The following is a 25,140-nucleotide window of genomic DNA, read 5'->3' as shown; positions in this document are numbered from 1 at the left end:
CTCGCGCTAGGCGGCGACTGAGCGCGATTGAATTATCTGGACGGAGCCCGGTCGATTATGCGGACCAGATTTCCAGGATCTCGTCCAACGGATGTAGCCGAGCTGCTCGAGCATGCCGAACGCCCGCGTCACGGTCGATGCACCTGCTCCGAGATGGGCCGCGACGTTGCGCGGATCGGCCAGGGATCGCCCCTCTTCGTCGGGGCCGACGATGCCGTTGGCATCAGCATACTGTGCAAGGAGTGCGAGGGAGTTGATACCCGTGGATGGAATCCGGGTGTCAGCGGCGGCGTCGAGAACGACATCGACCAGCGGCATAGCAATGGACCTCCGCCGTTTCGCCGTGTGCCCCATTTCCCCCAACGCAAAAAAGACCAATCCGATTGATTTTGGAGTCGGTCAAGGTTACATTTACGTCGTGCCGGGTGAAGCGGGACATCCTGCGAACGGCTTGTATGCTGACGGTCCTTTGGTGTGATGAACTGGGGGGACCGGCAGCGGGTTGAAGGGAGGGGTCGAGGATGTGGCGTCCTTGGCCCCTTTCTCATTTCCGAGTTTGAGTTATCGACGGATTTCGCGCAAGCGTTTTCACGGATCGAGAGAAAAATTGACGCCAGAGCCAAGTCGCGGGCCTCATGCGGCCATGCGCGCGTGCAGGCGGCACGCCGTGACGATGCGATCGACCTGAGCCTTCTGCCTGGCCGAAATCGCTGTCCAGCCGGCGATCTCAAAGAGAAAGCTCCGATCCCATTCTGACAGGGGCGCGCCGGGCATCCCCAGGCAGATGCTGACGGCGCCACGCCAGTCAGCTGGCTCACGCCAGGTTTTCGGCCCCGACTCGACCGGGCGAACGATGACCTCTGCCCAGGTCAGGCCGGCGGACTGGAGGAGGCGGTGAGCCGCAGCGCCGGCGTTCGCCACCTCGCCGGCATGGTCTGAGCCGAGCATGCCGAGCAGCTTGACCAGCCGGTCGGAGTTCGCGCGGTCGAGCGGCATAACGAGCCTCAGGCCGCCGGCTGGATCCGGCTCGTCCGCCGAGCCGCCGCCTCGCGTTCATAGGCGAGCAGTTGGATCTCGCGCCGGCTCCATAAGACGCACCGGGCGCCGTACTTGAAAGGCGGCGGGACCTCGCCGCGGTTGACCAGCTTCGTAAGCGCCGTGGTGCTGATGCCGAGAATGACCGCGACGGCGGCCGGCGCGATCAAGTCGGGGTCGACCGGGCGGCACCCGATCGTGAATGGCTCGGTCATTTTTGACTCCAGAGAGATCGGCAATAAAAAAACCGCCGCGGCTTCACCGGGCGGTTTCGAAAAGGCGCATCTCGCGCCCAAGGTGTCAAATAACACCTACCTGCTCATGCCGTCAATCTCCTTGTCGGGTAGTGGCATTTTCTTAAGCCCTGCCGTCCCTATGGGCAACTACGTCCTATTGGCGTCTGCGATGCCGTCCCAAGCCCAGCACAATGCCACCGACGACGATCAGTGCCAGCGTCTCCGGTTCCGGGATTTCCGCGACCGTGACCGGCGTGAGCAGGAAGGCATGCTGTTGACCGCCGATGAAGCCATAGCCGGTGATCTGCCCGGCATCGTTGATCGCGCGTGCCTCTTCCAGAACGTCCCATCCCAGACCCGGTAGAATAAGATCGTTCAGATCGAGCATGCCGAACACCGGATCCCACAGGAAGGCACGCGTAGTTCCGTCCGCTGGGTCGCTGGTGCCCGTGATCTGGCCGGCGGCGTTGATGTCGAAACCAGCACTCTCTCGGCCGCCGAGCGTGCCGAGTTCTCTCATGCCGCTGACCTGATCCCAGAGAAAGGCCCTGCGCGGAACCTCGACCGTTTCGGTTTCTCCCGTTACCTGACCGATGGCATTGATGCCGTAGCCGGTGCTGGAGGACGGAAAGGGCGCAAGCGTACCGAGGTCCCGCATGCCGTTGTCCGGGCTCCACAGGAATGCATGGGGAAGGACGCCGTCCGAGGTTTCGCTCGACCCGGTGATCAAGCCCTCGGGATTGATTGCCGAGCCGAAGCTGTATCCCCCGCCGAGTGTGCCGAGATCCTGCATTCCGGCTTCCGGGGCCCACAGGAATGTGACGGACAGGTCGTTCGAGTTCTGACTCTGTCCCGTCACTTGTCCGATGTCGTTGATGTCGGCGGCTGTACTGCCTGCCCCGCCAAGAGTACCGAGGTCTTGCATTCCGTTCACTGGGTCCCACAGGAATGCGTGGTTGGTGCCGTCCGCGACCGTGCTTCCCCCCGTCACCTGCCCTCTGGCGTTGATGCCAGTGCCCGAGCTGTAATTTTCCCCGAGCGTGCCGAGGCCGCGCATGCCCGTCACGGGATCCCAAAGGAACGCATGGGGGACGCCGTCTGCGGTGCCGCTGTCTCCCGTCACTTGGCCGTTGGCATTGATATCAGAGCCGGAGCTGAAGTCCCCGCCGAGAGTGCCGAGGTCGGTGATGGTATAGGCCGGGACGGCGAGCGCCGTGCCAGGAACGAGGGCGAGGGTGCCTAGGAGGATCAGGTGATGTCGCCGCATGGTTCGCCTCCGCGGATGTCTAATCCGACGCTCAGTATGGCGGACCAATTGCACGTCCGGGCGTGCGCTGTGGCGCACTGTGCTTGAGGATGGGACGGTGGCGGTTCCAAAGGGGGCGGCGCGCGGCAAATTTGGCGAGATTGCACAACATCGTCGTTACCGGACCACTCTGATCAGCCCTGTCCGAAACACGGTGGATTTCGGACAGGTGGTCGGGGTTACGTCGGGTATTCGACGGATTTCACAGCCTGGAAGGTGGCGGCGTCTCCCGTCCTCCTTCGTCGGCCCGCAGCGCCCGAAAGACCTTCTCAAATTCGACCTCGAACTTGGCGTTGTCCTTTTCCCAGCCGGTGAAATCACCGGCCAACCGAGTCCGGAGTTGTCGTGCCTTGCTACTCTTCCATTCCTGGTCGAATAAGAAGCCGTCGAGATTGAGCGGGATCACAGCAAGCACTTTTCGGCCTCGCTCCTTCATGAGTTGACGCTCCTTTTCGAAAGCGCTGTCGATCTCGTTGTCCACCCACCAGCTCGTCAATGAATTTCTGGAACAGCACAGCAGGATTTTGTCCCATAGGCGGATACCGTGATCGATCCGCTCATACATGTCGTCGCCGGGGAGCATCTGGTGCTCATCGAGCCAGCAGCGAATGCCGTGTCCTTGGAGTTCATTGTACAGCCGTCGTGCGAACGACTTGTCGGCATGGCTGTAGCTGATGAAGACCGAGTAGAACTGGATAGTTTGGTTCAGCAGCGAGGGCAGGTAGTCTATCAGGCTATTCGGCAGGCCAACGCCGCGCAGGAAGGATAGGGACAGCGAGCCAGAGCGCTTTAGGGTTCGGTGGTCGATGGTGCGGTCGTGTCCGAAGGTTGGTAGGAATTGCTGAGGGCGCATTCTCCTGAGCTTCAGGGTCGTCGGATCATGCGGCGAGGTCAAGCGGCTGGTCGGCGGGAGCGACGTGCAGGGTGTCCCAACCGTCAACGCGGCGTAGGGTGATCTGGCCGCTGGCGAGCAGGGCCCAGAACAGCATGCAGGCGGTCTCGGCACACGGCAGCAGGCACTGCGTCTTGATCCGGCGCTTGAACTCCTCGTGCAACCGCTCGATGGCGTTGGTCGTCCGGATCGACTTCCACTGGTCGGGCGGGTAGAGCAGGAAGGTGAACAGGTTGGCACCTGCCTCCTCAAGGCTGGCGGCGACCGCTGGGCACTTCAGCCGCCACTTTCGCACGAACGCCTTCCGCCGGGCTTCGACATCCTTCACCGTCCTGGCGTAGATCATGTCGGTGTAGTCGGTGCTGATCTCTTCGTGCAGCTTCTTGGGCGCGTGGGCCACGAGATTCCTATGCTTGTGGACTGTGCAGCGTTGCCGCGGCACGTCCGGCCAGAGGGCGCTCAGGGCCGCCTCCAGGCCCGGGGCGCCGTCGATGATCAGCAGGTCCGGCGTGGCGAGCTTGCGGGCGACCAGATCATCCAGGAAGGCCCGCCACGCGGCTTCGCTCTCGCCGCCCATATTGCGCAGGCCGAGAAGCACCTTCTGGCCGTCGCGCCGGACACCGAGTGCCACCAGCACCGAGATGCCGGTGGCCCGTTTGTCCAGCCGGACCTTGACCACGGTGCCATCCAGTATGATGCGCACGATGTCGTCCTGCGACAGATCCCGCTTCTGCCAGGCTTCCCAGTCGCCCTGGACCTTGCGCCAGGCCCGGCTGACGGTGTCCTTGCCGACCGCCCCGCCGAACAGCGCTCCCAGGGCGCGGCGGACCCGGCGGGTGTTGGTGCCCGCCAGGTAGGTCCCGGCGATCAGCGCCTCGGCCTGCCTGGTCAGTCGCTTGTAGGCCGGCAGCGTCCGGTTGCGCCATTCCCGGGTCGTGCCGTCGGCCCCGGCCAACCGGGCGCGCGGAACCGACACGGTGGTCGGGCCGAATGTGCCGAGGACCTGTCGGTCACGATGGCCGTGGCGATGCCCCTGGCGTGGCCCGGCGCGCTCATAACGCCCGCGGTTCAGCGCCGCGTCCAGCTCGCTCTCCAGCATCGCCTCGATGAACGAGCGGATCCGCTGGCGCACACCGGCTTCCAACGGATCGAACCAGTCGTCGCCCAGCAATGGAACCGCGGCGTCGTTGGATGTAGTCTTCTCCATGGCGTGATCTCCTGCGGCGGTGGCCAGACCGCCGGTGTGGGTTCTTCACCTTCAGGAGATTACGCCGCCAGACAATTTCCTACCAACCTTCGGACACGACCGATGGTGCTTGGGCCATTGTGTATGCAACTGTCCAGACCATTTACTGCACTTAAGTCGTTGTTTACAGAGAGTGTCAGGAATTTCGTGTGAGGGCGGGCATACTGGGAGAAAGGAGATCCCGCATGGCTCGTCGCAAACCACCCGTCATCCCTGACGCCCTGCTCGACCAACTTCTTGCCGGGTCCGACGCGAAGAGCGCGTTCGATCCGAACGGCCTTCTGGACGGCCTGAAGAAGGCGCTGGCGGAGCGGGCGCTGAATGCCGAGATGGACCATCATCTCGCCGGCGAGGACGAGGCCGGCAACGGCCGGAACGGCTACGGCCGCAAGACGGTGCTGACCGACACCGGCAAGCTGGAACTGGAGATCCCGCGCGATCGGCGGGCGACCTTCGATCCGCAGCTCATCGCCAAGTACCAGCGGCGCTTTCCCGGCTTCGACGACAAGATCGTATCGATGTATGCCCGCGGCATGAGCGTCCGGGAGATCGTCGGGCACCTGCGCGAACTCTACGGCGTGGAGGTCTCGCCCGACCTGATCAGCGCCGTGACCGACGCCGTGCTGGACGAGATCGCCACCTGGCAGGCCCGGCCGCTGGAGCCGGTCTACCCGCTGGTGTTCTTCGACGCCCTGCGGGTCAAGGTCCGCGACGAGGGGGTTGTGCGCAACAAGGCCGTCCACGTGGCCCTCGGTGTGCGGGCCGACGGCACCAAGGAGATCCTCGGCCTGTGGCTGGAGCAGAACGAGGGCGCCAAGTTCTGGCTGCGTGTCCTGAACGAGCTGCGCAACCGCGGCGTGGAGGACATCCTGATCGCCGTGGTCGACGGGCTGAAGGGCTTTCCCGACGCCATCCAGGCGGTGTTCCCGCAGGCCATGGTCCAGACCTGCATCGTGCACCTGCTGCGCAACAGCCTGGAGTTCGTCTCCTGGAAGGACCGCCGGGCCGTCGCAGCCGCCCTGAAGGACATCTACCGGGCGATCGACGCCACGGCCGCCGAGGCCGCGCTGGAAGCCTTCGAGGACAGCGCCTGGGGACGCAAGTATCCGGCCATCGGCCCGTGCTGGCGCCGCGCCTGGAACGAGGTGGTGCCGTTCTACGCCTTCCCGGCCGAGGTCCGGCGCATCCTGTACACCACCAACGCCATCGAATCCTTGAATGCCAAGCTCCGCCGCGCCGTTCGCGCCCGAGGCCACTTCCCGACTGACGATGCCGCCCTGAAGCTGATCTTCCTGGTCTTGCACAGGACCGAGAAACAGTGGACCATGCCGGCACGCGAATGGGCCATGGCAAAGGCTCAGTTCGCCGTCCTCTTCGGTGAGCGCTTCACAAAGGCATTCGCCTGATCATGCGAAACCGCCCGCCCTCACACGAAATTCCTGACACTCTCTTGTTTACAAACAAGGTTTCGTAGAGGATTGCCTCGCTTAAATCCGCCCCGCTCAGGTTCGCCTGGCTTAGATCTGCCTCGCCTAGGTTCGCCCCGCGCAGGTCCGTCCCGATCAAGGTTGCTCCGCGTAGGCCAACCCACGTCAGGTCCGCCTCAGTTAGGATCGCCCAGCTTAGGTTGGCGCTGTATAGGTTGGCCCCGTTCAGGTCCGCCCTAGTCAGGTCCGCTCCGCTCAAGTCCGCTCCGCTCAGGTACGCTCCGCTCAGGTCCGCCTTGTATAAGTTCGCCTTAGTACCAGGGGTCTTCTCCCGCCACTCGTTCCACACCTCCACCCCCTGCTTGAGCAAGGCGACGTGTTCAGCGTTGGCCATGTAGCACCCCGATTGCCGGAATGGCATTCATCATCGCCGGAGCTAATTGGCTGGTCAATGTGCACTTGTGACCATGTCCGAAAACGGTGGGTTCTGAACACTCTCGCCCGGCATCGCTGGAATGGCGGATTCCGATGTGCAGAACCCGTGTCCGAATTTAAGTTCCAGAAACGGTGTACGAAGCCTCGCGCTGGCGCGAGGTTCTGGTGCTGGATTGAAACCTCCCGCCAACAGCAGGTTCTGCTACGAGGAAGTTTCGAAAGCTGTACCATGAAAATCCTACCGCATCAGCCAGAGCATTAGGTCGAGTTTCTTGATGTCTCGAAAATCAGCAAAGACTGGAAATGCCTCGTTCCAAGACATTAGCACATCATGTGTCTGTGGAAGTTCCAATATGCGGTTGAGATGCTCTTGTACTGAGTTAAAATTCTCAATGCCTCTTGCGATGCGATCCTTTTTCGAACGACTATAGGGCAAAGATTTAAGACAAAGGTGGTCGCAAACTAATTTATCATATGGTGCAATACGATCATCTAAGGTTGCCATCATCTTTGATACGAACGAGACTTCGATCCATCCTGAACGGTCAGCAACCTCATTTAATAGTTGGCCAAATGATGAAATATTGTCCTTATTATTGCGCTCCCTCTCCATAATAGAGTAAAATATACACCTCTGATAAATATTCCTCCTAAATCTATAAAAACCATTGAACGCTGTTTGGAATAATTTATCAGTACTCAAATCATCTGATTTTAAAGCCATCTCCTGAATTGTTACATATATATTGATGCTTCTTATACGTCTGCGAACATTCTCATGAATGAGATTTTGGTTGTTGTGAATTGTTTCAATCGTTCTGACCGGTGTCATTGATTGCTCCTTATGCCTTCTTCCCTATCGCGACGAAGATACTCGTTTGTGTCAATTGAGTATACCCAACCAAGGCCGCTTCGTGAGACAGCCAGATCCAGGCGCTGTGCGTCCCGTTAGGGTCGGCGCCGCTATTCGGGAGGCATTTTTCCTGAAGGTCTAGATTTATGCGGTACAGTTGGAACTGTCTCAGCGCCGAGACAATCTCCTCTGGCCTGTTGGAAAACGGTGAGTTTCCGGCCAATGCCATACCGGTATGCTCTGCACCTGTTCGAAAGGCAGGGTCGGCTGTTCTGCAGGGAAGTCACCGCCAAGACGGTCGCGATGTACAATTCGGCATGGCTCCCGACCGTATCATCCAGCCGCCGTTCTGGCTTCCCTCACACCGCAAAAGACGACAGGCCCAGCGGTGGTCCGTTGCCGCGCAGCACTGGCGACGGCGGCGTAGTGCTTTCCGGACTACCGGCGAGGCTATGCCGACGATCACGCAAGTGCCGCCACCGTGGTCGGTGATCCGACTGGCGGCGCGCATGGGAACCCCTTATGCCGATGGGCATGTTCCGCTGAGTCGTTGGGTTGGAGCTTGGCTGGACTGGCTGTTCTCCCGTCCATCGGCACTGCTTCACCAGTCGGCTACGGTACGCTTCTTGGCTGAATTCATTGCGGGTGTGGCGATTGTGATCGCACTTATTGGCTTTTGGATGGATTTGCAAAGCCGCGAGGAGGACCGGATCAACCGGGCATGGTCCTTGGTTGCGGCGGCAAAGGAGGTTGAGGGGAATGTCGGCTTGATTGAAGCCCTGGAAACTCTCCATGCACGAGAGATCGACATGAGTCAGTTGCAGGTACCGAAGGCTTATTTGTTTCGTGTCAAATTAGCTGGTGCTGACCTAAGCGGGGCCAACCTAAGCGGGGCCACCCTGAGCGACGCTGACCTGAGCGAGGCCGAACTAAGAGGGAAAGCCAAGCTGCTCGGGACAAACCTGAGTGGGGCCAACCTGAGCGCGGCTAACCTGAGCGAGGCCGACCTGCTTGGGGCTAACCTGAGCGGGGCCAAGCTGGGCGGAGCCAACCTGAGCGGGGCTATCCTGCTTGCGGCCAAACTGAGCAGGGCCGACCTGAGTCTGGCCACCCTGAGCGGGGCCAACCTGATCAGAGCCGACCTGAGCGGGGCCGACCTGATCGATGCCCGCTATCTCACCCAAGATCAACTGAGCCAAGCTTGCGGTGATGCTGAAACCAAGCCGCCGCCCGGTCTGACAGTACCCCTCTGCCCAGAATAGTAGGCTTCCGAAATTCCCGTGGCTGTTGGGCTGGCGTTCACAACCTGTCCGAAAACGGTGGGTTCTGAACACTCTCGCCCGGCATCGCTGGAATGGCGGATTCCGATGTGCATAACCCGTGTCCGAAATCAAGTTTCAGAAACGGTGTGCGAAACCTCACGGCGCCGTGAGGTTCTGTCCCGCTTGGATATGGGAAAAAAGAAGACCCCGCAGCGGGGAACGCGCGGGGCCGAGTTTAGGGAGGAAACGCATGCAAATGCGTGCACGTAGTTGTGACTTAGAATCCTTTCAAATCTATTAACCATAATACGGGTGTGTGAATTTTCTTGAGATATTCCGATCAGGGTAGAAATCGCCCTTTGGGCTGAGTCACCATGTCTGTATGATTCCGTGGAACGCACGTTCCACGGAATCAGACGGAGTATGACCAGTGCAGCGGTTCGTCACATATTACCGGGTCAGCACGCAGCGGCAGGGACGATCGGGCCTCGGCCTGGAGGCGCAGCAGGCTGCGGTGACGGCGTTCCTCGCCGGCCGGGATGCCCAGGTGATCGGTGAGTACCGGGAGATCGAGTCCGGCCGGAAGTCCGACCGCCAGCAGCTCGCCGCGGCGATGCTGATGTGTCGGATGACGGGCAGCGTCCTTCTAATCGCCAAGCTCGACCGGCTGGCCCGTGACGCGCACTTTCTCCTGGGTCTGGAGAAGTCGGGGATCGAGTTCGTGGCGGCCGACATGCCGTTCGCGAACCGGCTGACGATCGGCATCATGGCCCTGGTCGCGGAGGAGGAGGCCAAGGCTATCAGTGCCAGGACGAAGGCAGCGCTGGCGGCCAGGAAGGCGCGCGGTCTTCCGCTCGGGAACCGGGCCAGTCTTCGCCCCGCTGATCGGCAACGTGCAGCGAAAGCCGCCGCGGCCTGGTCAAAGAAGGCAGCAGCGCACGCCGCCATGGTGCTGCCTGCGGTTCAAGAGATGCAGCGTTCCGGGCTGTCGCTCCGCGCCACCGCCAGGGAACTTGCTCGGCGTGGGTTCACCACCGTGACCGGAGGCCAGTGGACGGCATCTCAGGTGTCAGCCGTCCTCCGACGTGCTACTGCTGACCAGGTGATGGAGGCAGTGGAATGACGTTCGAAGAGATACTTACCGCGGCGAATGCCGGTGGCGCACGCAATCCGGGTCAATGGACCCCGCAAGCCTGCAAGACCTGGCGCGAAGCAGATCCGGAAGACGCGCGCCTGCTGGAGGCGGCCTGTGCATGGGAGCTGGCGAATGACCGCAGGGCGCAGGTGAAGGACGAGCCCGTGGTGAGGGAACGGCGCCGGCAGATGGATGAGGCGACGGCCGCCGCCGGCAAAATGGGGGGTACAAGCGATGTTAGCTAATGCTAAATGGCGACCTGAGATGTTATTGCATAGTAGCTTGAGTCCAATTACCTTTTTGATTGGGGGTGGATGATGGTGTGGACGAAGCTGAGTAAGGACCGTCGTAGCTATCTGGTGTCGCTTGAAGGAGCGGAGCCGGGTAGGAGTGAGCATGTGTACACAGCTAAACTGCTCCCTAATGGATCAGTCGTCCGCGTTCTTGACCGAGATGTCCACAATAAGGCTCTCCGTGCGGCCAGCACTGCCCTGAAGAAAACAAAAATAAAGCATTTTGGCTGACATAGACAATCCACCTGCCGCTCCGACGCGATATAACCGTATCTACGAGAGTCTTGTCCCGGAAACTGGCGACGATGACCTTGTGGGAATGATTGCTTATGCTCTTTACAAGCAGTCCAAGCGAGAATGGCTTGTAAGCTTTGAAAGAGAACATGGGGTAAGACCCAGTCAGAGTGATGTTGACGCATATGTCAGGTCGCAAACTCAGTATGAAATCAAGAGGCTTAGATCTCAAGCGGAGTCAATGCTTTCCGCTTACGCTTATTATGTGGTTGATCAAGAGACTCCAGCTATAAGAGAAAGTGCAATAAATAACCATGTGTTGGATGAGGCTACAAAAACACTTCAGACGGTAAAAAAACAAGGCCGATGGCGCCATCAATTTACAGCAGGAGCTGTTGGAGCTTTCGGTTATACCTTATTGCTTATCGCTTTGGCTCTCATACTGAAGCTTGCTGGCGTCGATCTACTTAGCATAGTCGAGAAGATTGGTTAAATACTCTCGGCGAGGGGCGTCTCCCCGGTCAATGGGATCGACCAGGGAGACGGCTCTATCTCTTCGCGATGACACCTTGGACGATCTCGGCTATGGATTGCAGCGCAGACATAGCGCTGTCCCGTTCTTTGCGAAGTCGATCATGTTCGTTTTTGGTGCGGGTGCATTCGTCCTGGATCCACCTTAGTGCCTCCTGCATCGGGTCCATCTCCTGCTCGGATGGCTTCAGTGGGCGTTCTTCAAACCCCAGAGCTTCACCGACAGACCACCCTCGCTTGAGACGACTGACGAGCGTCATGTGCGGCATACCTCGCCGCTTCGCCCAAGCTCTTGTGCTGTAGGACTCGTCGCCGTAGGTGATGAACTTGTTCTGAGATGTGTCCGAATTGCCTGTCATCTGATATTCCTTGACCGGGATCAGGCGAACCGGCTCATGCCGATGTCGACCCAATCGAATTGCGCTCCCACGTCTCCGGCCAAGGATCTCTGGACGTATATCCTCCTTCAGCAGGGCAGTCTAGAGCGGTCGAAAATGTTGTGAGGACTGTCGCATTCAGCAGCACTATGCTGGCGATACGTGGGATTGCCGTCCTGATCGACATAGGGCCGCTCTGCCGCCTCAGCCCAGACGAAGCCGACGTGGCTCCATAGCTCCGGCGTCATCTGATCCCGCAGACGGACCAGCACGGCATGTGGCGCGTTGGCTCCGGCAGCGAGCGAGATGCACTGACCGAGGCGGTAGATGAACGCCTCGTTCTCGGCTGACCGGAAGTCCTCCTCACCGAGCCGGGCGAGCTGGTGGATGTGGTCCGAGAGGTCGAGGCGGTCGCCTGCGTGGGTGGTGATGATCACGTGCCGGTCCTGTGTGCAGTTTTTACAATTCATTATTGGAAATATGGGGATGATGCTGGCAGCCACCAAACCGCCAGCATTACCGAAGTGCTATCGCGTGGTGTCGATCCTGCTGAGAATGCGACTGACGGACCGGGCGAAGGCGACCAGCAGCGCTCCGCATAGAGCCGACATGACCAGGTAGCCGGCTGGTGTCATCGTGCTGGGTTGGGTGCTGCAGGCGATCAGGACGATCACCGCGGGCGACATCGTGGCGAGGCCGAGATCCCAGACCGGAGGAGTGTCGGCGGCTTTCCTTAGCAACTGCATCAAATTCACCTTTCATGCTGTGGACGGCGTGAGAGGGATTTGCGGAAGGGAAAACTGAGATTGGGGAGAGGGGGTATTGCAAGAAAAAAGGCGTGTCCCTTGACCGCCTGCAATCCCCCCTCTTTCCGCCGTTTTCTTGTCCCTAGCCGCTATCGCGTGTCCCTAACGTAGGGTAGACTTCAGCGGAATGGTAGTCTTCCGCGGGAGGGTTGGGAAGTGGCAGGACGGGTGCCTCTGGCGAGGTCGAAAGACGCGCTGATCGAACGGTGGCTGCGGCTTGCACCGAAGGCCAGCGGGGTGTCTCCCGGGCGGGTTTACCTGCCCGACCTTGGAAAACCGAAGGCGGTGTCTCGGGGTACTGCCCGGCTTGGTGCCGGGGGTGGGTCGGCGTACCGGCGGCGCGTGGTGGTGATTTCCTACCATTACCGCATGGCCGGTGCGGGATACTCCAAGTTGCACAGCCACATCCGGTATGTGGAGCGCCCTGGGGCCGGCGAGCGGGCGGTGACGCCGTCGCTGATCGACCGGGACGGCGACGGCGTCATGGGCCATTCGGCCGTCCAGGGGTGGCGGGACGACCGGCATCACTTCCGGATCATCCTGGCGCCGAACGACGGCCATGCCCTCGACATGGCGGCGTATACGCGGGAGTACATGGCCGAGCTGGAGCGCCGGCTGGGCACCCGGCTGGAGTGGATGGCCGGCGTTCACGAGAAGCCGGACGCGACGCACGCCATGAACCGGCATGCCCACGTCATCCTCCGGGGCATCGCCCAAGACGGCACCGACCTGGTAATGGACAGGGAATTTATTCGGTTCGAAATGCGCCGCATCGCTGAGGATCTGGCGACCCGGCACCTGGGCCAGATGAGCCAGCGGGAGATGGACCGCTTCATGCATCGCCAGGCCGAACGGCTGCGCGACGGCGAGCGGAACTACAACGCCGGCCGCCGGCCCACCCGTGGGGAGGACCGGGACCGTGATTGACCTCGGGCAGATTATCACCAACCCGGAGCCGTTCGTGCAGGCGTCTCGGGCCTGGATCGAGGCCAATGCCATGCTGCTGGCCGGCTGTGCGGTCGGTGCCCTGACCGTAGCGGGCGCAGCGGGGTTCGGGTTCGGCGCTGTCATGGATCGCATGCGGGCGCGCAAGCGCCTGGCCGCCGGCTTCGGCGGCAAGCGCCAGGCGAGGGCGGCCGAGCTGCTCAAGAACCCGGACCTGAAGTTCAGCGGCGTGGTGCTGGGGCGGATCGGCCGGAAGCGGCTGACCTGGACCGGGCAGGAGCCGGTGCTGGTGACCGGCGGCACCAGGTCGGGCAAGGGTGTCGGCGTGATCCGTCCGACGATGCTGACCTACGGCGGGCCGGTGGTCGCCTACGACGGCGGCAAGGGCGAGCTGTTCGATGACACCAGCGGGTGGCGCGGCCGTTTCAGCCACGTCATCAACCTGAACTTCGCGTCGCCGGTCGGCGCCCGGTTCAACTTCCTGGACGAGATCCGGCCTGACCATGCCGTCCGCGACACCGACAACCTGGTGACCCAGATCCCCTCGCCCGGCGGCGACGGTCATTTCGAGGCGGCGGCGAACCGCTACATCAGCGCCTGCATCCTACATGTCCTGCACGGCGAGCCCGACGCCGAGAAGAACATGCGGGGCGTGGTCCGGCTGATCGCCCAAGGCGACGACGGCGGAAAGCGCATCATCGCCAGGGCCGCCCACCCGGTTGCGGTCGATCGCGCTCGCGGGCTGTTCGGCTGCGATCCCCTGGTGGAGGATGCGAAGGATGGGGCGAAGTACCGCCAGCTGATCTACAACGACGCCCTGGTCAGGCTGTCGGTGTTCGAGGATCCGGCGGTGGCCGACGTTACCGGCCGGTCGGACTTCCGCCTGGCCGACATCTTCTGCCCGGGCCACACCGGCAGGCCGGTGACCTTGTACCTGACGACGCCGGCCTCGGAGGATGCGCGCCTCAAGCCTGTCGTCGCGCTGTTCCTCGGCATGCTGATAGACGCCATCCTGGCCGACCGGCACTTGGCGCCGGATGGCCGGAAGAAGTACCCGGCGAAGCTGCTTCTGGTGATCGATGAGTTTCCGTCGCTGCGGCTGAAGCTGATCGAAACCGCCATGACCAAGATCCTGGGATATGGCTGCACGTTCCTGCTCGGCGCCCAGTCCCTCAACGCCCTGAAGGAGATGCCCTACGGGCCGAACAACCAGTTCCGGGACAACATCCGTGTGCATGTCGCCTTCGCGGCCAACGACGCGACCACCCAGCGGGAAATCTCCCAGTCGGCCGGGCAGGTCCCCGAGCAGCGCAAGAGCGTCAGCCGCCGGCCATGGGGTGACGGCGGGCGAACCGAGACGGAAAGCCAGTACGACCGGCCCGTCATCGATCCCGGCGCCGTCCGTTGCCTGCCCGATCACCTGGAGCTGGTGCTGGTCACCGGACACCCGCCGATCCTGGCCCGCAAGCTGCGGGACTACAAAGACCGCGTCCTGAAGTCGCGCATGCTGAAGCCGGTGCCGATGCGGGGCGCCGACGGCACCTATCCCGACCTGCCGCACCCGCAGCGGCCGAGCGCCTGGGCCGGTGTCATGACGGCCAGCCCCGCGCCCGCCGACCCGCCGGCCGAGGAGCCGGCGCCCGCTCCATCTCCCCCGAAACCCAAGGCCCCGCGCAAGCGCAAGCTCATCACTGCCCCCGAAGGTGACGACGAATGACGAAGGTTGAATTGAAGCTGTACCTGGAGCCCGACTTGGCCGCCCAGGTGACCGAGACGACGGCGCAGTTCCGCAGCGCCGGCCGGAGGGTCAGCCGCAACGAGGTTCTGGAGCAGCTGATCGAGGACGGGTTCCGCATGTGGCGCCGGGAGGCCCAGGTGGTCAACCGGGTCGAGACCGGCATCGCCAAGCTGATCGACCAGTCGGCCCGGCAGGACCGGCTGCTCCGCTCGATCCTGCTGACCCTGGCCGATGGCGATATCGCCGAGGTGCGCAAGGCGGTGGAAACCATCGAATGCGAGGACTCTGCCAATGTCGCTTGAGCTGAACGGGGCGAACCTGACCGCGAACCGGACCGAGGGCATGAAGCGCCTTCTGGACGACCTGGAGGATGCCTACGGCCCGACCATCCAGAAGGCCAAGCGCACGCCGGGCTGTACCGACATCATGGTGAACGAGGACGGCATGATCTGGCTGACGGTCGGCGGGCAGGACCGGGCGACCGGCCAGCACCTGACCGACCACGCCTCGCGCCGGATCGTCAACCTGGTCTCGGACATCGACAATCACGCAATCGACAAGGCGGCGCTGTCTGCCAACCTGCCGACCGGCGAGCGGTTCGCGGCCCTGCTGCCTCACACGGTGCGCCGGATCACCTTCTCCATCCGGCTGCCGCCGGGGCGGATCTTCACGGTGAACGACTACGTGGCCGCCGGCATCATGACGGAGGCCCAGGCCGACGTGCTGCGCGCGGCCGTGGCCGACCGAAAAAACATCCTGGTGGCCGGCGGCACCGGGGCTGGAAAGACGACGCTGGGCAATGCCCTGCTGTCCGAGGCGCCGTTCAGGTCCAGCCGGGTCTTCATCATCCAGGACCAGGACGAGCTAAGGGTGAGCGGCCCCAACGTGGTCCGCGCGTTCACCGGCCAGATGAATGCGCGCGAGCTGGTCCGCGAGGCCCTGCGCCACAAGCCGGACCGCATCGTCATCGGTGAGATCCGCGACGGCGAAACGGCCTTGGAATGGATCGGGGCCAGCAACACCGGCCACCCCGGCGGGCTCTCGACGGTCCATGCCAACTCGGCCGCCCATGGCCTGTCGCGCATCTCGCGGCTGATCGGCCAAGTCGCGGTGAACGTGCCCCACGCCGACATCATCGAGGCGGTCGACCTGGTGGCCTTCATTCGCCGGGAGCCGGACGGAACGCGACGTCTGGTAGAGATCGTCCGGCCCACCGGCCATGACGGCGAGCGATACGAGACGGTAACTGCCTGACGGGATTGCCGGACAGAGGGCAATCTGCAATAGTGACTACAGTAGAACAATAGTCCAAAACTTGAGGAGTAGAACGATGCGAAACGTCTATGCGTCCGTCGCGTTCGCGCTGATCGCCGTCCTGGCCGCCGACCCAGCCCTGGCGCAGTTCAACGGTGGCGGTGACGTGCCCTTCCAGCAGGGCATGAGCACGGTTCTGAACTGGGCCTTCGTCGCGGGTATCGCGGTGGCGCTGTTCAGCTTCATCCTGGCCTGCGTCTTCCTCTTCATGCGGAACCTGATCGGCTTCGCTGGCGGCGTGCTAGGCGTTCTGATCGGCGGCGCGCTGATGGCCAATGCGGCCACCATCGTGCAGGGTCTCACCGGCCTGACGAGCCAGTTCTGATGGAGGCCGGGCGGACGTACAAGAGCCTGGAAGTGCCCCCGAACTACTTCGGCTGTCACATCCATGTCGCGCTGATCGCCATCTTGATGCCGGTGGCGGCCCTGCTGGGCTTCCTGTTCCTGGGCTGGCTGACGGCCCTGCTGCTTGTGCTGTCCGCCCTTAGCCTTTCCGCGACCGTGTTCTCGCTGGGCGCCTGGTTCGGGAAGGAAGACCCCTACTGGGTCGAGGGCGGGCAGCGACACCTCCTGGACGAGGAGCACTATCTCGATGTTTAGGATCGGAGCGAACAGGGGGGCGGCTGCCGTCCCCCTGACGGCCAAGCTGCCGTGGGCGTATTTCGCCGAGCAGGGCATCGTGTTCCTGAAGTTCGGCGGCTTCATGCGCACCCTGCGGTTCCGCGGCGGCGATGCTGATAGCATGAGCGATGCCGACCTCGACGCCACGATGCGCCGGCTGCATGACGCCCTTCGCCGGGTGCGCGGGCAGATGAGCCTGCACATCGAGGCGCAGCGCCGGCCGGCGTCGCCCTACCCCGGCGCCGAGCTGGCCGACCAGGAGCGCCGCGGCCTGTGGCCGGACCCTGTGTCGTTCCTGTTCGATGAAGAACGACGCGCCGCCTACGACCGGGCCGGCGCCCAGTTCGAAACCGACCGCTACATCACCTTCGTCTGGCGCTGCTCGCGGGCCTCCACCCGCCGGGCACGGTCGATGTTCATGAGTGGCAAGAAGCGCCAGGGCAAGGCCGGCAGCGCCGAGCTGAACGAGTTCGTGCAGGCCAGCAGCGCCGTGAAGGGCATGCTGGACGGCGTCATGAAGGACTGCGCTTGGCTGGACGACGATGACACCTTCGACTTCCTGCACAAGACGGTCAGCGTCCATCGGCACCGCGTGAAGCCGTCCTACGGCAAGGCCCGGATCGATTACGACGTGGCCGACTGCCGGGTGGTCGGCGGCGCCGACCCGATGCTCGGTCCGTGCCACATGCGGACGATCAGCGTCAAGAATTCGCCCGACACCATCCCCGCGGCGCTGGCTGCCCTGGACACCCTGCGGTGCGAGTACCGGTACGAGATCCGGTGGATGGGCATGGAGCACGCCGAAGGGCTGCGCCGCATTGAGCAGCAGGTGCGGGACTGGCGGATGCTCGGCATCGCCATGATCCCGATGCTGATCTCGTACATGCTCAAGAGCAACAAGCAGAAGGAGAACGAGGCGGCCAACGCCATGGCCGAGGACGCCCAGGAGGCGATCTATGCCGTGCGCCGGGACGACCTGACCATAGGCCAGGTCAACATCAACGTCGTCGTCTGGGATCGGACCGAGGAGGGGTTGGAAGACAAGGTGAAGCTGGTCGAGGACGTGCTGCGGCGCCAGCAGCTCAACGTCACCAGTTACACGGTGGCGCCGCTCGACACGTGGCTCGGCACCCTGCCCGGCCATATCTTCGCCGACCTGCGCCGGCCGATTCGCACCAGCGTGAACCTGGCGCACTTCGCGCCCTATTCCTCGGTGTGGTCGGGCGAGACGCGCAACGAGCACCTGACCAGGCGGTTCGGCCAGGACATTCCGCCGCTGCTGATCGCCACGACGGATGGTTCGACGCCGTTCCGGCTGAACCTGCACCGCGGCGACCTGGGCCATACCCTGATCTTCGGGCCGTCGGGCAACGGCAAGACGACCCTGATGAACGCCCTGATCACCGGGTGGCGGCGCATCCCGGGTTCCAAGGTCTGCATCTTCACGATCAAGGGCGGTGGCGAGGTCGTGACACGGCTGCTGGGCGGCGTCTCATATGACGTGGGCGTCGTGGGTGACGGCGCCCTCGGATTCCAGCCGCTGCGCTACGCCGACGAGCCCAACGAGCGCATCGAGCTTCTGGAGTGGGTGCTGGGCCTGATGCGCGCCCAGGGGATCGACACCGGCAATGCCGAGGTGAAAGAGGAGACGGCTGGCGCCCTGGACCTGATCGCCCAGAACCCGCCGGAGCGGCGCACCCTGACCCACCTGTCGGGATACCTGACCACTGAGGGGCTGAAGCGGGCGATCCGGCACTACGCCCTGGCCGGCGACACCTATGGCCGGCTGCTGGACGACGACCAGGACCGGATCGAGCTGTCGGATGTCCTCAGCCTGGACATGACGCACCTGCTCAAGAAAACCGACGTCGCCCCGCATGTCCTGGCGCACCTGTTCCGCTACGTCGAGCGCCGCGTCTTCACCGGCGACCCAGTGTTGCTGGTGGTGGACGAGGCTTGGCTCTTCCTGGGCGATGGCCGGTTCGCGGCGAAGTTCGATGAATGGCTGCGGGCGGCCCGAAGCCGGAACGTCGTCGTGGTGTTCGCGACCCAGAACATGAAGGACGCCTTCGACAGCACCATCGGCAAGGTGCTGGCCGATGCCGAGAACGTGCCGAACATCGTGCTGCTGCCCAACCACCGCGCCCGCAGCGAGAAGGGCCGGAAACCTTACGAGCAGCTGGGCTTCCATGAGCGCGACATCGAGATCGTCGCCGGGGCGATGCCGAAGCGCCACTACTACTTCACCTGCCCCGACGGTGCCCGGCTGTTCGACCTGAACCTCGGACCGCTGGGCCGGGCGCTGTGCGCGTCCACCGACACCAAGCTGGACCTCGGGCTGGCCCATCGCATCCTGGCCGATCATCCCGCCGACCAGTTCGCCGAACACTTCCTCGACGCCAAGGGCGTGGGCTGGGCCGCCGAATACGTCCGGCACGAGGGCGGGCGTCGGCCGCTCGAGCTGGCCGCCGCTGCCGAGTAGGAGATGACCATGCACCGATCCATCCTCGCCGGGCTGCTGCTGGCCGGCACCATGCTGTCCTCGCCGGCCTGGGGGCAGACCATCACGCTCACCCCGGGCGACAACATCCAGGCCGCGGTGGACCGGGCCGGGGAGGGCTCGACCATCGTCCTGAACCCCGGCACCTACAACGGGTCGGTCGATCTGTCCGGCAGGAGCGGGATCACGCTCAAGTCGGCCGCGGCGCCGGGGTCTGCCCGGATCGTAGGGTCCCGGAACCAGGCCGTGCTCCAGGCCAATCGCCTGAGCAACATCAACATCGAGGGCCTTCACCTGGAGGCCAACGCCCCAGGCGGCGACGTCGGCGGGATCAAATTCTGGGGCTCTTACGAGAAGTTCGACAACGTCCGGATCGTCAACAACCGGGTGACCGGCGTGGGGCAGGACGGCATCAAGATCTTCAACATGCCGCCGTCTGGCAATGGCGGCGTCGTGGTCGCCGGCAACACCATCGACGGCAACTGGCGTCAGGAGGCGATCGACAACGTGTCCGTCCGGAACGTGCGCTACGAGGGAAACACCATCAAGGGCAAGGCTGGCTTCGCCGGCATCACCTGGAAGGCCGGCAGCGACGGAGTGCAGTTCGTCAACAACACCGTGGACATCGACGCGGACACGGCGGTGTCGGTCGGCGGTTACGGTAACAGCCGTCTGGACCGGATGGACCAGTTCCCCGACGAGTTCCAGGACAACGAGGCCGAGAACAGCGTCGTCACCGGCAACGACATCCGAGGCGATGTGCGGGTGATCTCGGCCGAGAACAACCGGATCGAGAGCAACAACATCACCGGCTCGATCAGCAACGGCCAGAATTCCCACATGCCCGGCTCGATCACCAGCCGGAACAACACTATCACCAACAACCGGGTGTCGGGCGGGACAGGAGCGGGTGCCTGGGACGGCAGCACCGACACCCAGTTCGAGCGGAACGTCGATGGTCTGGCGAACAACTTCTACAACACCGACGAGGCGTTCTGGGGTGCCGTGGAGCGGGGCGAGGCGGGCGCCCTGCGCCGGCTGAACGACCTGGTCTCCGGCGGCATCATCGTCCGCGAGGGCAACCAGATCATCAACCGGGCCACCGGCCAGGTCACCAGCGCGGTCGGCAACGCCATCGGCGATGCTGTCGATACCGTGCTGCAGCCGGTCGAGGACTACATCGACAGCGCAGTCGAAACCGTGAAGTGCAACATCGGCGGGGCCGTCATCGGCGGCGCCGCGTCGGTGATCAACGGTATCTTCACGGGAGGCCGGGCGACGCTGGCCGGGCAGATCTCCCAGCAGATGACGATGATCGCCGGCAACCTCTGCATGGGCAAGCAGCTGGCCGCCCAGCAGCGCCTTGTCGAGCTTGCCAAGCGGGACAATGCCCACGGCACGGCGAACAATGCCGCCGGCCTGAACGGCATGATGACGCGCACCATGCCGGGGCTGGCCCGGGGCGGGTTTCTGTCGTCCGAGCAGGCCATCACGAGCCAGTACGGCGAGGTCTATCCCGATGCCTTCCCGCCGATGCTTCCCGACGACCTGGTTGCCGTTAACCAGTCCATGCAGGACCACGAGCGCGCGGCATACCTGAACAGCTTCGCGGTGCAGAACCGGGCTGTCCAGGAGCAGGCCGACACCCTGGAGCGCGCGCGCGACCATGCAGCCGCCGGCAGGGCCGGTAACGGTATCCGCTCCGAGCTTCAAGCCATGAACGCCATCGGGGGCGAGCAGATCGCGGCAATAAACAGCCTGACGGCGGCTACGGTGGCTAATCAGCGTGCCGCGGCCGAGGTACAATTGCGGAATGACTCAAGGAAAGCCGCAGCCGATGCGACGGCTGAAGAGTTCATGTCCACCCTGACCACTTGCTCTAACTGCACTATCACCCGCCCATTCTTGGGCAACTAGGAGGATACTGAAATGAAAATTCTGATAACCGCCTCGGTCCTGCTTGTTGCCCTGTCCGGCTGCTGGGATGCGGAGCAGAAGAAGAAGTCGGACGAGTTCATGTCCAACCTGACGAAATGCGACAACTGCAAGATCACCAAGCCCTTCCTGGGGGGCGCGGAGGACGAGGGTGATGGACGCTGACTACGCCTATCTGAACGCCGCCATCACCGAGATGCTGGCCCGGGTCACGGCGACCGGGTCCACCATCGACGGGGCGTTGCAGCCAGTGTACCTGATCACCGGCACGCTGCTGTTCGTGATCGCGTTGACCAAGTTCATGTGGCAGCGCGACCTGGCGCCGCTGGCCGCGTTCGTGATCCGATACATCCAGCTGATGATCCTGATCCTGGTGTCGAGCCAGTGGATGCCGCTGACCGACAGTTACGTCAACCAGATGGGCAGCTTCGGGGCCAATGCCGCGGGGTTCGACATCCTGCAGCTGGCGCCCGGCACGGTGATTGTCCGCGCGCTGGAGCTGGCGGGCCGGATGTACACCGAAAACGTCTCGTGGATGCGGGTGATCTTCGGCAGCACCCAGGACACGGTCGCACACCTGCTGCTGCTGATCGGGTGCCTGGGCACGATCCTGCTGTCAGTGTTCATGGCGGCCTGGATCATGCTATTCTTCGTGGTGTTCAAGCTCGCCACCGTGGTGGCGCTCGTCTTCCTGGCGTTCATGATGTTCGACGGGACTCGGTTCATGGCGGCGCCCGGTCTCGCGCGCATCCTGGCCTATGGTGTCCAGATGCTGGTGCTTGGCCTTGCCACCGGCCTGTTCTTCATGGTGCTGGAAGCCCTGGACCTGAGCGGGCAGCTCCACGTCGGCCAGTCGCTGTCGCTGCTGGTCGTCATGTTCTTCTTCGCCCTGCTGTTCAAGTACACCACCGACATCGCCCGCGAGCAGATCAGCGGCATGCCGACCCTGGGCCTGCATGACGTCGGCAGGACTGTCGGTCAGCTGGCCGGCGCCGCAGCCTCGGCGGTCGGCACCATCGGCACCGTGGGGCTGGGCGCCCTGGCCATGTCTCGCGCCGCCGCGATCTCCCGGTCGGCCAGTGCGCCCCACGCCATGACCGGCTCCGGTGCTGCCGGCGGTTCGGCCGGTGCCATCGGCAGCCCGCCCCCGTCCGTCACCCGCATGCTCAACAAGCCGCCGATCGACGCGACCTGGACGGAGGCCCGGGACCTTGCCCCGGCCTCGGTCCAGCGGATGCTTGGCCAGGGCCAGAAGACCTTGCCGCCACCGCGACAGCTACCCCCGCCCCGTTTCTGACCATTCCCCGATAGGAGTCCCCCATGTTCGGAATCAACCGCGGCCGTTGGAAGGAAGACGATGAGTACAAGAAGGCCCGATGGGCTTATGAGGGCCAGGGGGCCGGCGCTACCAAGGCGGCCTGGTTCCTGGGCGCCGGGCTGATCGCCGTCACGGTATTCGCTGGGATCCAGACCTACGATAAGCACCAGTTCGCCAAGCTGGACGACCTGCAGTTCGTTGCGATCGAAAGCAACCGGACCACCGGCGAAGTCGTCAGCGTGTCCAAGGTGACCGGCGAGCTGATGGCCGACGAAACCAAGCGCCGGCAGTTCGTGCGCTGGTGGGTCGAGCTGTGGCGCAACGTGCCGGCCGATGCCGTGGCCTATAACCGCTCGTACCTGGCCGCCCAGGTCTACATGGCCGACCCGGTCTATCACTCGGTCGCGGCCTACATGAACGAGAACCCGGTCAACAGCTTCATCCGCTCCGGCCATGCCCGCATGGCGCGGGTGACGAACGTAACACCGGCCGGCAACGGCACCCGCTACCGGGTGGACTGGATCGAGAGCGTCTACCGAAACAGCCAGCTGGTCAGCCAAACGCCAATGACGGCCGACCTGGATCTCGAGCAGCACACGCCCCGCACCGACGCGGAGGCCGAGGCCAACCTGTTCGGTTTCATCGTGAAAGGCTTCTACTGGACACCTCCCCCCGGGGCCTGACGGCTTTTTCCGTGTGTCCATGACTACTATACTGCTGAAGTCATGTTGGATCAGGGATCGCATCGAATGAGACGTTCCGCCGCTCTCCTACTCTTCCCACTCCTGGCAGGGTGCGCGTCGTCCCAGTACGAGCCGCCCCTGCCCACCCTCCCCTCGGCGTCCCTTCAAGCGCCGAGGGCGCCAGCCCGGCCGCCGCTGCCGGACACCCTGCCGAAGCTGCCGGCGGAAGATCCGGCCAAGGCCGTGGCTATTGCCACGCGCGACGGCTTGGTGAAGCCGCACCGGGAGTGGTTCAAGGGGCTGACCTACATGCCGCCCTATCACCCGAACCATGGGTACCTGGTCTACATCCCCTACGGCCTCTCAACGACCTTCGAGTTCAGCCCCGGCGAGAAGCCGCAGGACGCGACGTGCAGCGACAGCAGCGGCAACATCATCGCGCCGAGCTGGTCGAGCATGGGCGTCGGCGTCGGAAAGAAGTGGGTCTTCCAGATCAAGGTGACGATGGAGCCGTCGTTCCCGCGCCAGGACTGCACGGTGCTGACCACCCGCGGCATTTACTCGGTCTACATCCAGGGCACCAAGAGCACTCACACCGCCAAGGTCCGCTGGTCGGACCCCTATGGCGTGTTGTCCGAGGCCGATCCCGAATCGCCCGAGCTGTGCGCCCAGGCCGACATCAACTACGCCCTGTCCGGCGATCCCGGCGCCTTCGGCCTGCGGCCGGGCGACGTCTCCAACGACGGCCGGCATACCTGCCTGCGGTTCCCGCAGTCCGCAGGCTTCGACCTTCCTTCCGTCTGGCTGATCGAGGGCGACCAGGAGCGCCCCGCGAGCCCGACCATGATCAACGGCGCCTACATGATCGACGGGGTTCCTCGCGTCATGGAGTTGCGCACCGACAACGCCACCCTTCGCATCGAGAGAGCAGCGCCATGACCCAGGTCGAGCACGTCGAGCCCCCGCGGTCGGTGAACGATCCCAGGCCACCGATCCACACCATGCTGAAATGGCCGATCGCCCTGGGCGGCACAGCGATGATCGCCCTGCTGGCGGGCATCACCATCGGCCCTGCCCTGTTCCGGGACGAACCCGAACCGAAGCGGGCGGACCCGGAACCCAGGATGAGCACACCCCGCCCGCTGCACGGCATGCCGACGGATTACAGCCAGGTCAAGCAGCCGCCGGAACCGGAGGTCCCTGCCCCGATGCCCGCCCCTGCCCCCGTGGCAGCACCCGCTCCGGCGCCGGTTGCTCGAGCCGTGAGCGGCGGTAGTCCGAGAGGGCCGACCAAGGCCGAGCTGCTGAGGGAGGCGATGCGCTCACCGCTGAAGCCGATCACGATCACGTCGGGCGGCAACGTGGCGATCGAGCAGGCCGCTGCCGGCGGATCGGGCGGCGCCGCACCGACAAGCAAGCTCTACAGCCGGCATTCCCTGGTCGCCCCTTACGAGTGCCAGGTGAACGCCGGCACCAACATCGCCGCCATGACGGAGCAGCGCATCACCAGCGAGTCGCCGGGCACAGTGTCGGCGGTGGTGACCCGGGATATCTGGTCAGCCGACAAGCAATGCCTGGCGATCCCGCGCGGCACCCGGTTCATCGGCCGCTACCAGACCCAAGTGAACGAGGGGCAGGCCCGGCTTGGAATCATCTGGACCGGCCTGACCCGGCCGCCGCCGCGGGGCGACACCATAGACCTGAACGAAACCGTGGCCGGCGATCCGGACGGCACGGCCGGCGTCAGCGGCGAGGTCAACGGTTTCTTCTGGCACAAGCTCGGCTACGTGGCCGCGGCGAGCCTCCTGGACATCGGCCGCACGTCCATCCAGGCCAGCGGTGAAGGTGGCGTCGGTGCCGCAATCGCGGGCATTTTTGCTAACCGTGCAGCGAGTCCTATAGACGAGTGGGCACGACGGCAGTTAGACATCCCTCCGGTGATACAGGTACCGCCACGTGAGATCAGCATCGTTCTCGCGCAGCACGTGCCGATGGATGAGTTCAGGACCGGGAGATAG

At 63.6% G+C, this 25,140-nt stretch carries 29 protein-coding genes; 18 read left to right on the top strand and 11 right to left on the bottom strand.

All coding sequences use genetic code 11. From position 1 onward, the window contains the following. Positions 1-6 precede the first annotated feature (6 nt). The 6 genes from JL101_RS36145 to JL101_RS36120 form a co-directional block, all read right to left on the bottom strand. Complete coding sequence (locus JL101_RS36145; protein WP_203104482.1) at positions 7-318, bottom strand: helix-turn-helix domain-containing protein; 312 nt, start codon at positions 316-318, stop codon at positions 7-9. Positions 319-633: 315 nt separating this feature from the next. Then, positions 634-996, bottom strand: a complete 363-nt coding sequence (locus JL101_RS36140; RefSeq protein WP_203104480.1) for a hypothetical protein — start codon at positions 994-996, stop codon at positions 634-636. Positions 997-1,004: 8 nt separating this feature from the next. Beyond that, positions 1,005-1,250 (bottom strand): helix-turn-helix transcriptional regulator, encoded by a 246-nt coding sequence (locus tag JL101_RS36135; RefSeq protein ID WP_203104478.1) that lies wholly within the window; start codon positions 1,248-1,250, stop codon positions 1,005-1,007. 175 nt (positions 1,251-1,425) lie between these two features. Continuing rightward, entirely contained in the window at positions 1,426-2,538 is a 1,113-nt protein-coding gene (locus JL101_RS36130) for a PEP-CTERM sorting domain-containing protein (protein WP_203104476.1), read from the bottom strand. 241 nt (positions 2,539-2,779) lie between these two features. After that, positions 2,780-3,430 carry a toll/interleukin-1 receptor domain-containing protein gene (locus tag JL101_RS36125; RefSeq protein ID WP_228435692.1) on the bottom strand — a complete coding sequence of 217 codons (651 nt, stop codon included), beginning with the start codon at positions 3,428-3,430 and terminating at the stop codon, positions 2,780-2,782. 25 nt (positions 3,431-3,455) lie between these two features. After that, complete coding sequence (locus tag JL101_RS36120) at positions 3,456-4,676, bottom strand: IS256 family transposase (RefSeq protein ID WP_228435549.1); 1,221 nt, start codon at positions 4,674-4,676, stop codon at positions 3,456-3,458. 224 nt (positions 4,677-4,900) lie between these two features. Here JL101_RS36120 and JL101_RS36115 point away from each other — a divergent pair, with 224 nt between their 5' ends. Next, positions 4,901-6,121 (top strand): IS256 family transposase, encoded by a 1,221-nt coding sequence (locus tag JL101_RS36115; RefSeq protein ID WP_228435691.1) that lies wholly within the window; start codon positions 4,901-4,903, stop codon positions 6,119-6,121. Here the strand turns inward: JL101_RS36115 and JL101_RS36110 are convergent. Both JL101_RS36110 and JL101_RS36105 read right to left on the bottom strand, forming a co-directional pair. Further along, positions 6,102-6,536 carry a pentapeptide repeat-containing protein gene (locus JL101_RS36110; protein ID WP_228435690.1) on the bottom strand — a complete coding sequence of 145 codons (435 nt, stop codon included), beginning with the start codon at positions 6,534-6,536 and terminating at the stop codon, positions 6,102-6,104. The two genes, JL101_RS36115 and JL101_RS36110, sit on opposite strands and share 20 nt — an antisense overlap. A 279-nt stretch (positions 6,537-6,815) precedes the next feature. Beyond that, entirely contained in the window at positions 6,816-7,409 is a 594-nt protein-coding gene (locus JL101_RS36105) for a hypothetical protein (RefSeq protein WP_203103725.1), read from the bottom strand. 473 nt (positions 7,410-7,882) lie between these two features. Between JL101_RS36105 and JL101_RS36100 the strand changes: the two genes are divergently transcribed. The 4 genes from JL101_RS36100 (at position 7,883) to JL101_RS36085 (ending at position 10,847) form a co-directional block, all read left to right on the top strand. Continuing rightward, complete coding sequence (locus JL101_RS36100; protein WP_203103723.1) at positions 7,883-8,692, top strand: pentapeptide repeat-containing protein; 810 nt, start codon at positions 7,883-7,885, stop codon at positions 8,690-8,692. Positions 8,693-9,122: 430 nt separating this feature from the next. Next, positions 9,123-9,815 carry a recombinase family protein gene (locus JL101_RS36095; protein ID WP_203103721.1) on the top strand — a complete coding sequence of 231 codons (693 nt, stop codon included), beginning with the start codon at positions 9,123-9,125 and terminating at the stop codon, positions 9,813-9,815. Further along, positions 9,812-10,072, top strand: coding sequence for a hypothetical protein (locus JL101_RS36090; protein ID WP_203103719.1), 261 nt, complete (start codon positions 9,812-9,814; stop codon positions 10,070-10,072). The genes JL101_RS36095 and JL101_RS36090 overlap by 4 nt, the downstream gene beginning before the upstream one ends. A gap of 271 nt (positions 10,073-10,343) precedes the next feature. Beyond that, positions 10,344-10,847 carry a hypothetical protein gene (locus JL101_RS36085; RefSeq protein ID WP_203103717.1) on the top strand — a complete coding sequence of 168 codons (504 nt, stop codon included), beginning with the start codon at positions 10,344-10,346 and terminating at the stop codon, positions 10,845-10,847. Positions 10,848-10,902: 55 nt separating this feature from the next. On the opposite strand, the gene JL101_RS36080 is transcribed toward JL101_RS36085, so the two are convergent. From JL101_RS36080 to JL101_RS36070, 3 genes are all read right to left on the bottom strand, one after another. Further along, positions 10,903-11,244 (bottom strand): hypothetical protein, encoded by a 342-nt coding sequence (locus JL101_RS36080; RefSeq protein WP_203103715.1) that lies wholly within the window; start codon positions 11,242-11,244, stop codon positions 10,903-10,905. Between the two features lie 107 nt (positions 11,245-11,351). Further along, positions 11,352-11,699 (bottom strand): hypothetical protein, encoded by a 348-nt coding sequence (locus JL101_RS36075; RefSeq protein ID WP_203103713.1) that lies wholly within the window; start codon positions 11,697-11,699, stop codon positions 11,352-11,354. Between the two features lie 90 nt (positions 11,700-11,789). Then, on the bottom strand, positions 11,790-12,008 hold the full coding sequence (locus JL101_RS36070; RefSeq protein ID WP_203103711.1) for a hypothetical protein: 219 nt from the start codon (positions 12,006-12,008) through the stop codon (positions 11,790-11,792). A 345-nt stretch (positions 12,009-12,353) separates the two neighbouring features. On the opposite strand from JL101_RS36070, the gene JL101_RS36065 reads away from it, so the two are divergent. The 13 genes from JL101_RS36065 (at position 12,354) to JL101_RS36005 (ending at position 25,140) form a co-directional block, all read left to right on the top strand. Continuing rightward, a complete protein-coding gene (locus JL101_RS36065) occupies positions 12,354-12,995 on the top strand; it encodes a hypothetical protein (RefSeq protein ID WP_203103709.1) in 642 nt (213 codons plus the stop codon). Continuing rightward, positions 12,988-14,730 carry a type IV secretory system conjugative DNA transfer family protein gene (locus JL101_RS36060; RefSeq protein WP_203103707.1) on the top strand — a complete coding sequence of 581 codons (1,743 nt, stop codon included), beginning with the start codon at positions 12,988-12,990 and terminating at the stop codon, positions 14,728-14,730. The genes JL101_RS36065 and JL101_RS36060 overlap by 8 nt, the downstream gene beginning before the upstream one ends. Further along, the gene (locus JL101_RS36055) at positions 14,727-15,053 is read left to right on the top strand and encodes a hypothetical protein (protein ID WP_203103705.1); all 327 of its coding nucleotides are present in this window, start codon (positions 14,727-14,729) and stop codon (positions 15,051-15,053) included. Before JL101_RS36060 ends, JL101_RS36055 begins: the two co-directional genes overlap by 4 nt. Continuing rightward, positions 15,043-16,005 carry an ATPase, T2SS/T4P/T4SS family gene (locus JL101_RS36050; RefSeq protein ID WP_203103704.1) on the top strand — a complete coding sequence of 321 codons (963 nt, stop codon included), beginning with the start codon at positions 15,043-15,045 and terminating at the stop codon, positions 16,003-16,005. The genes JL101_RS36055 and JL101_RS36050 overlap by 11 nt, the downstream gene beginning before the upstream one ends. A gap of 76 nt (positions 16,006-16,081) precedes the next feature. Further along, entirely contained in the window at positions 16,082-16,390 is a 309-nt protein-coding gene (locus tag JL101_RS36045) for a hypothetical protein (protein ID WP_203103702.1), read from the top strand. Then, positions 16,390-16,665, top strand: coding sequence for a hypothetical protein (locus tag JL101_RS36040; RefSeq protein WP_203103700.1), 276 nt, complete (start codon positions 16,390-16,392; stop codon positions 16,663-16,665). The genes JL101_RS36045 and JL101_RS36040 overlap by 1 nt, the downstream gene beginning before the upstream one ends. Continuing rightward, a complete protein-coding gene (locus JL101_RS36035; RefSeq protein WP_203103698.1) occupies positions 16,658-19,168 on the top strand; it encodes a hypothetical protein in 2,511 nt (836 codons plus the stop codon). The genes JL101_RS36040 and JL101_RS36035 overlap by 8 nt, the downstream gene beginning before the upstream one ends. Positions 19,169-19,177: 9 nt before the next feature. After that, positions 19,178-21,103, top strand: a complete 1,926-nt coding sequence (locus JL101_RS36030) for a hypothetical protein (protein ID WP_203103696.1) — start codon at positions 19,178-19,180, stop codon at positions 21,101-21,103. Between the two features lie 12 nt (positions 21,104-21,115). Beyond that, positions 21,116-21,286, top strand: a complete 171-nt coding sequence (locus JL101_RS36025; protein WP_203103694.1) for a hypothetical protein — start codon at positions 21,116-21,118, stop codon at positions 21,284-21,286. Beyond that, the gene (locus JL101_RS36020) at positions 21,276-22,418 is read left to right on the top strand and encodes a type IV secretion system protein (RefSeq protein ID WP_203103692.1); all 1,143 of its coding nucleotides are present in this window, start codon (positions 21,276-21,278) and stop codon (positions 22,416-22,418) included. Before JL101_RS36025 ends, JL101_RS36020 begins: the two co-directional genes overlap by 11 nt. Positions 22,419-22,441: 23 nt before the next feature. After that, entirely contained in the window at positions 22,442-23,122 is a 681-nt protein-coding gene (locus JL101_RS36015; RefSeq protein ID WP_203103689.1) for a type IV secretion system protein, read from the top strand. 66 nt (positions 23,123-23,188) lie between these two features. Then, positions 23,189-24,061, top strand: coding sequence for a TrbG/VirB9 family P-type conjugative transfer protein (locus JL101_RS36010; RefSeq protein WP_203103687.1), 873 nt, complete (start codon positions 23,189-23,191; stop codon positions 24,059-24,061). Beyond that, complete coding sequence (locus JL101_RS36005; protein ID WP_203103685.1) at positions 24,058-25,140, top strand: TrbI/VirB10 family protein; 1,083 nt, start codon at positions 24,058-24,060, stop codon at positions 25,138-25,140. Before JL101_RS36010 ends, JL101_RS36005 begins: the two co-directional genes overlap by 4 nt.

The organism is Skermanella rosea, assembly GCF_016806835.2.
Classification (GTDB): Bacteria; Pseudomonadota; Alphaproteobacteria; order Azospirillales; family Azospirillaceae; genus Skermanella; species Skermanella rosea.
The sequence above is the reverse complement of the archived record's forward strand: the minus strand, read 5'-3'. Positions and strand labels throughout refer to the sequence as shown.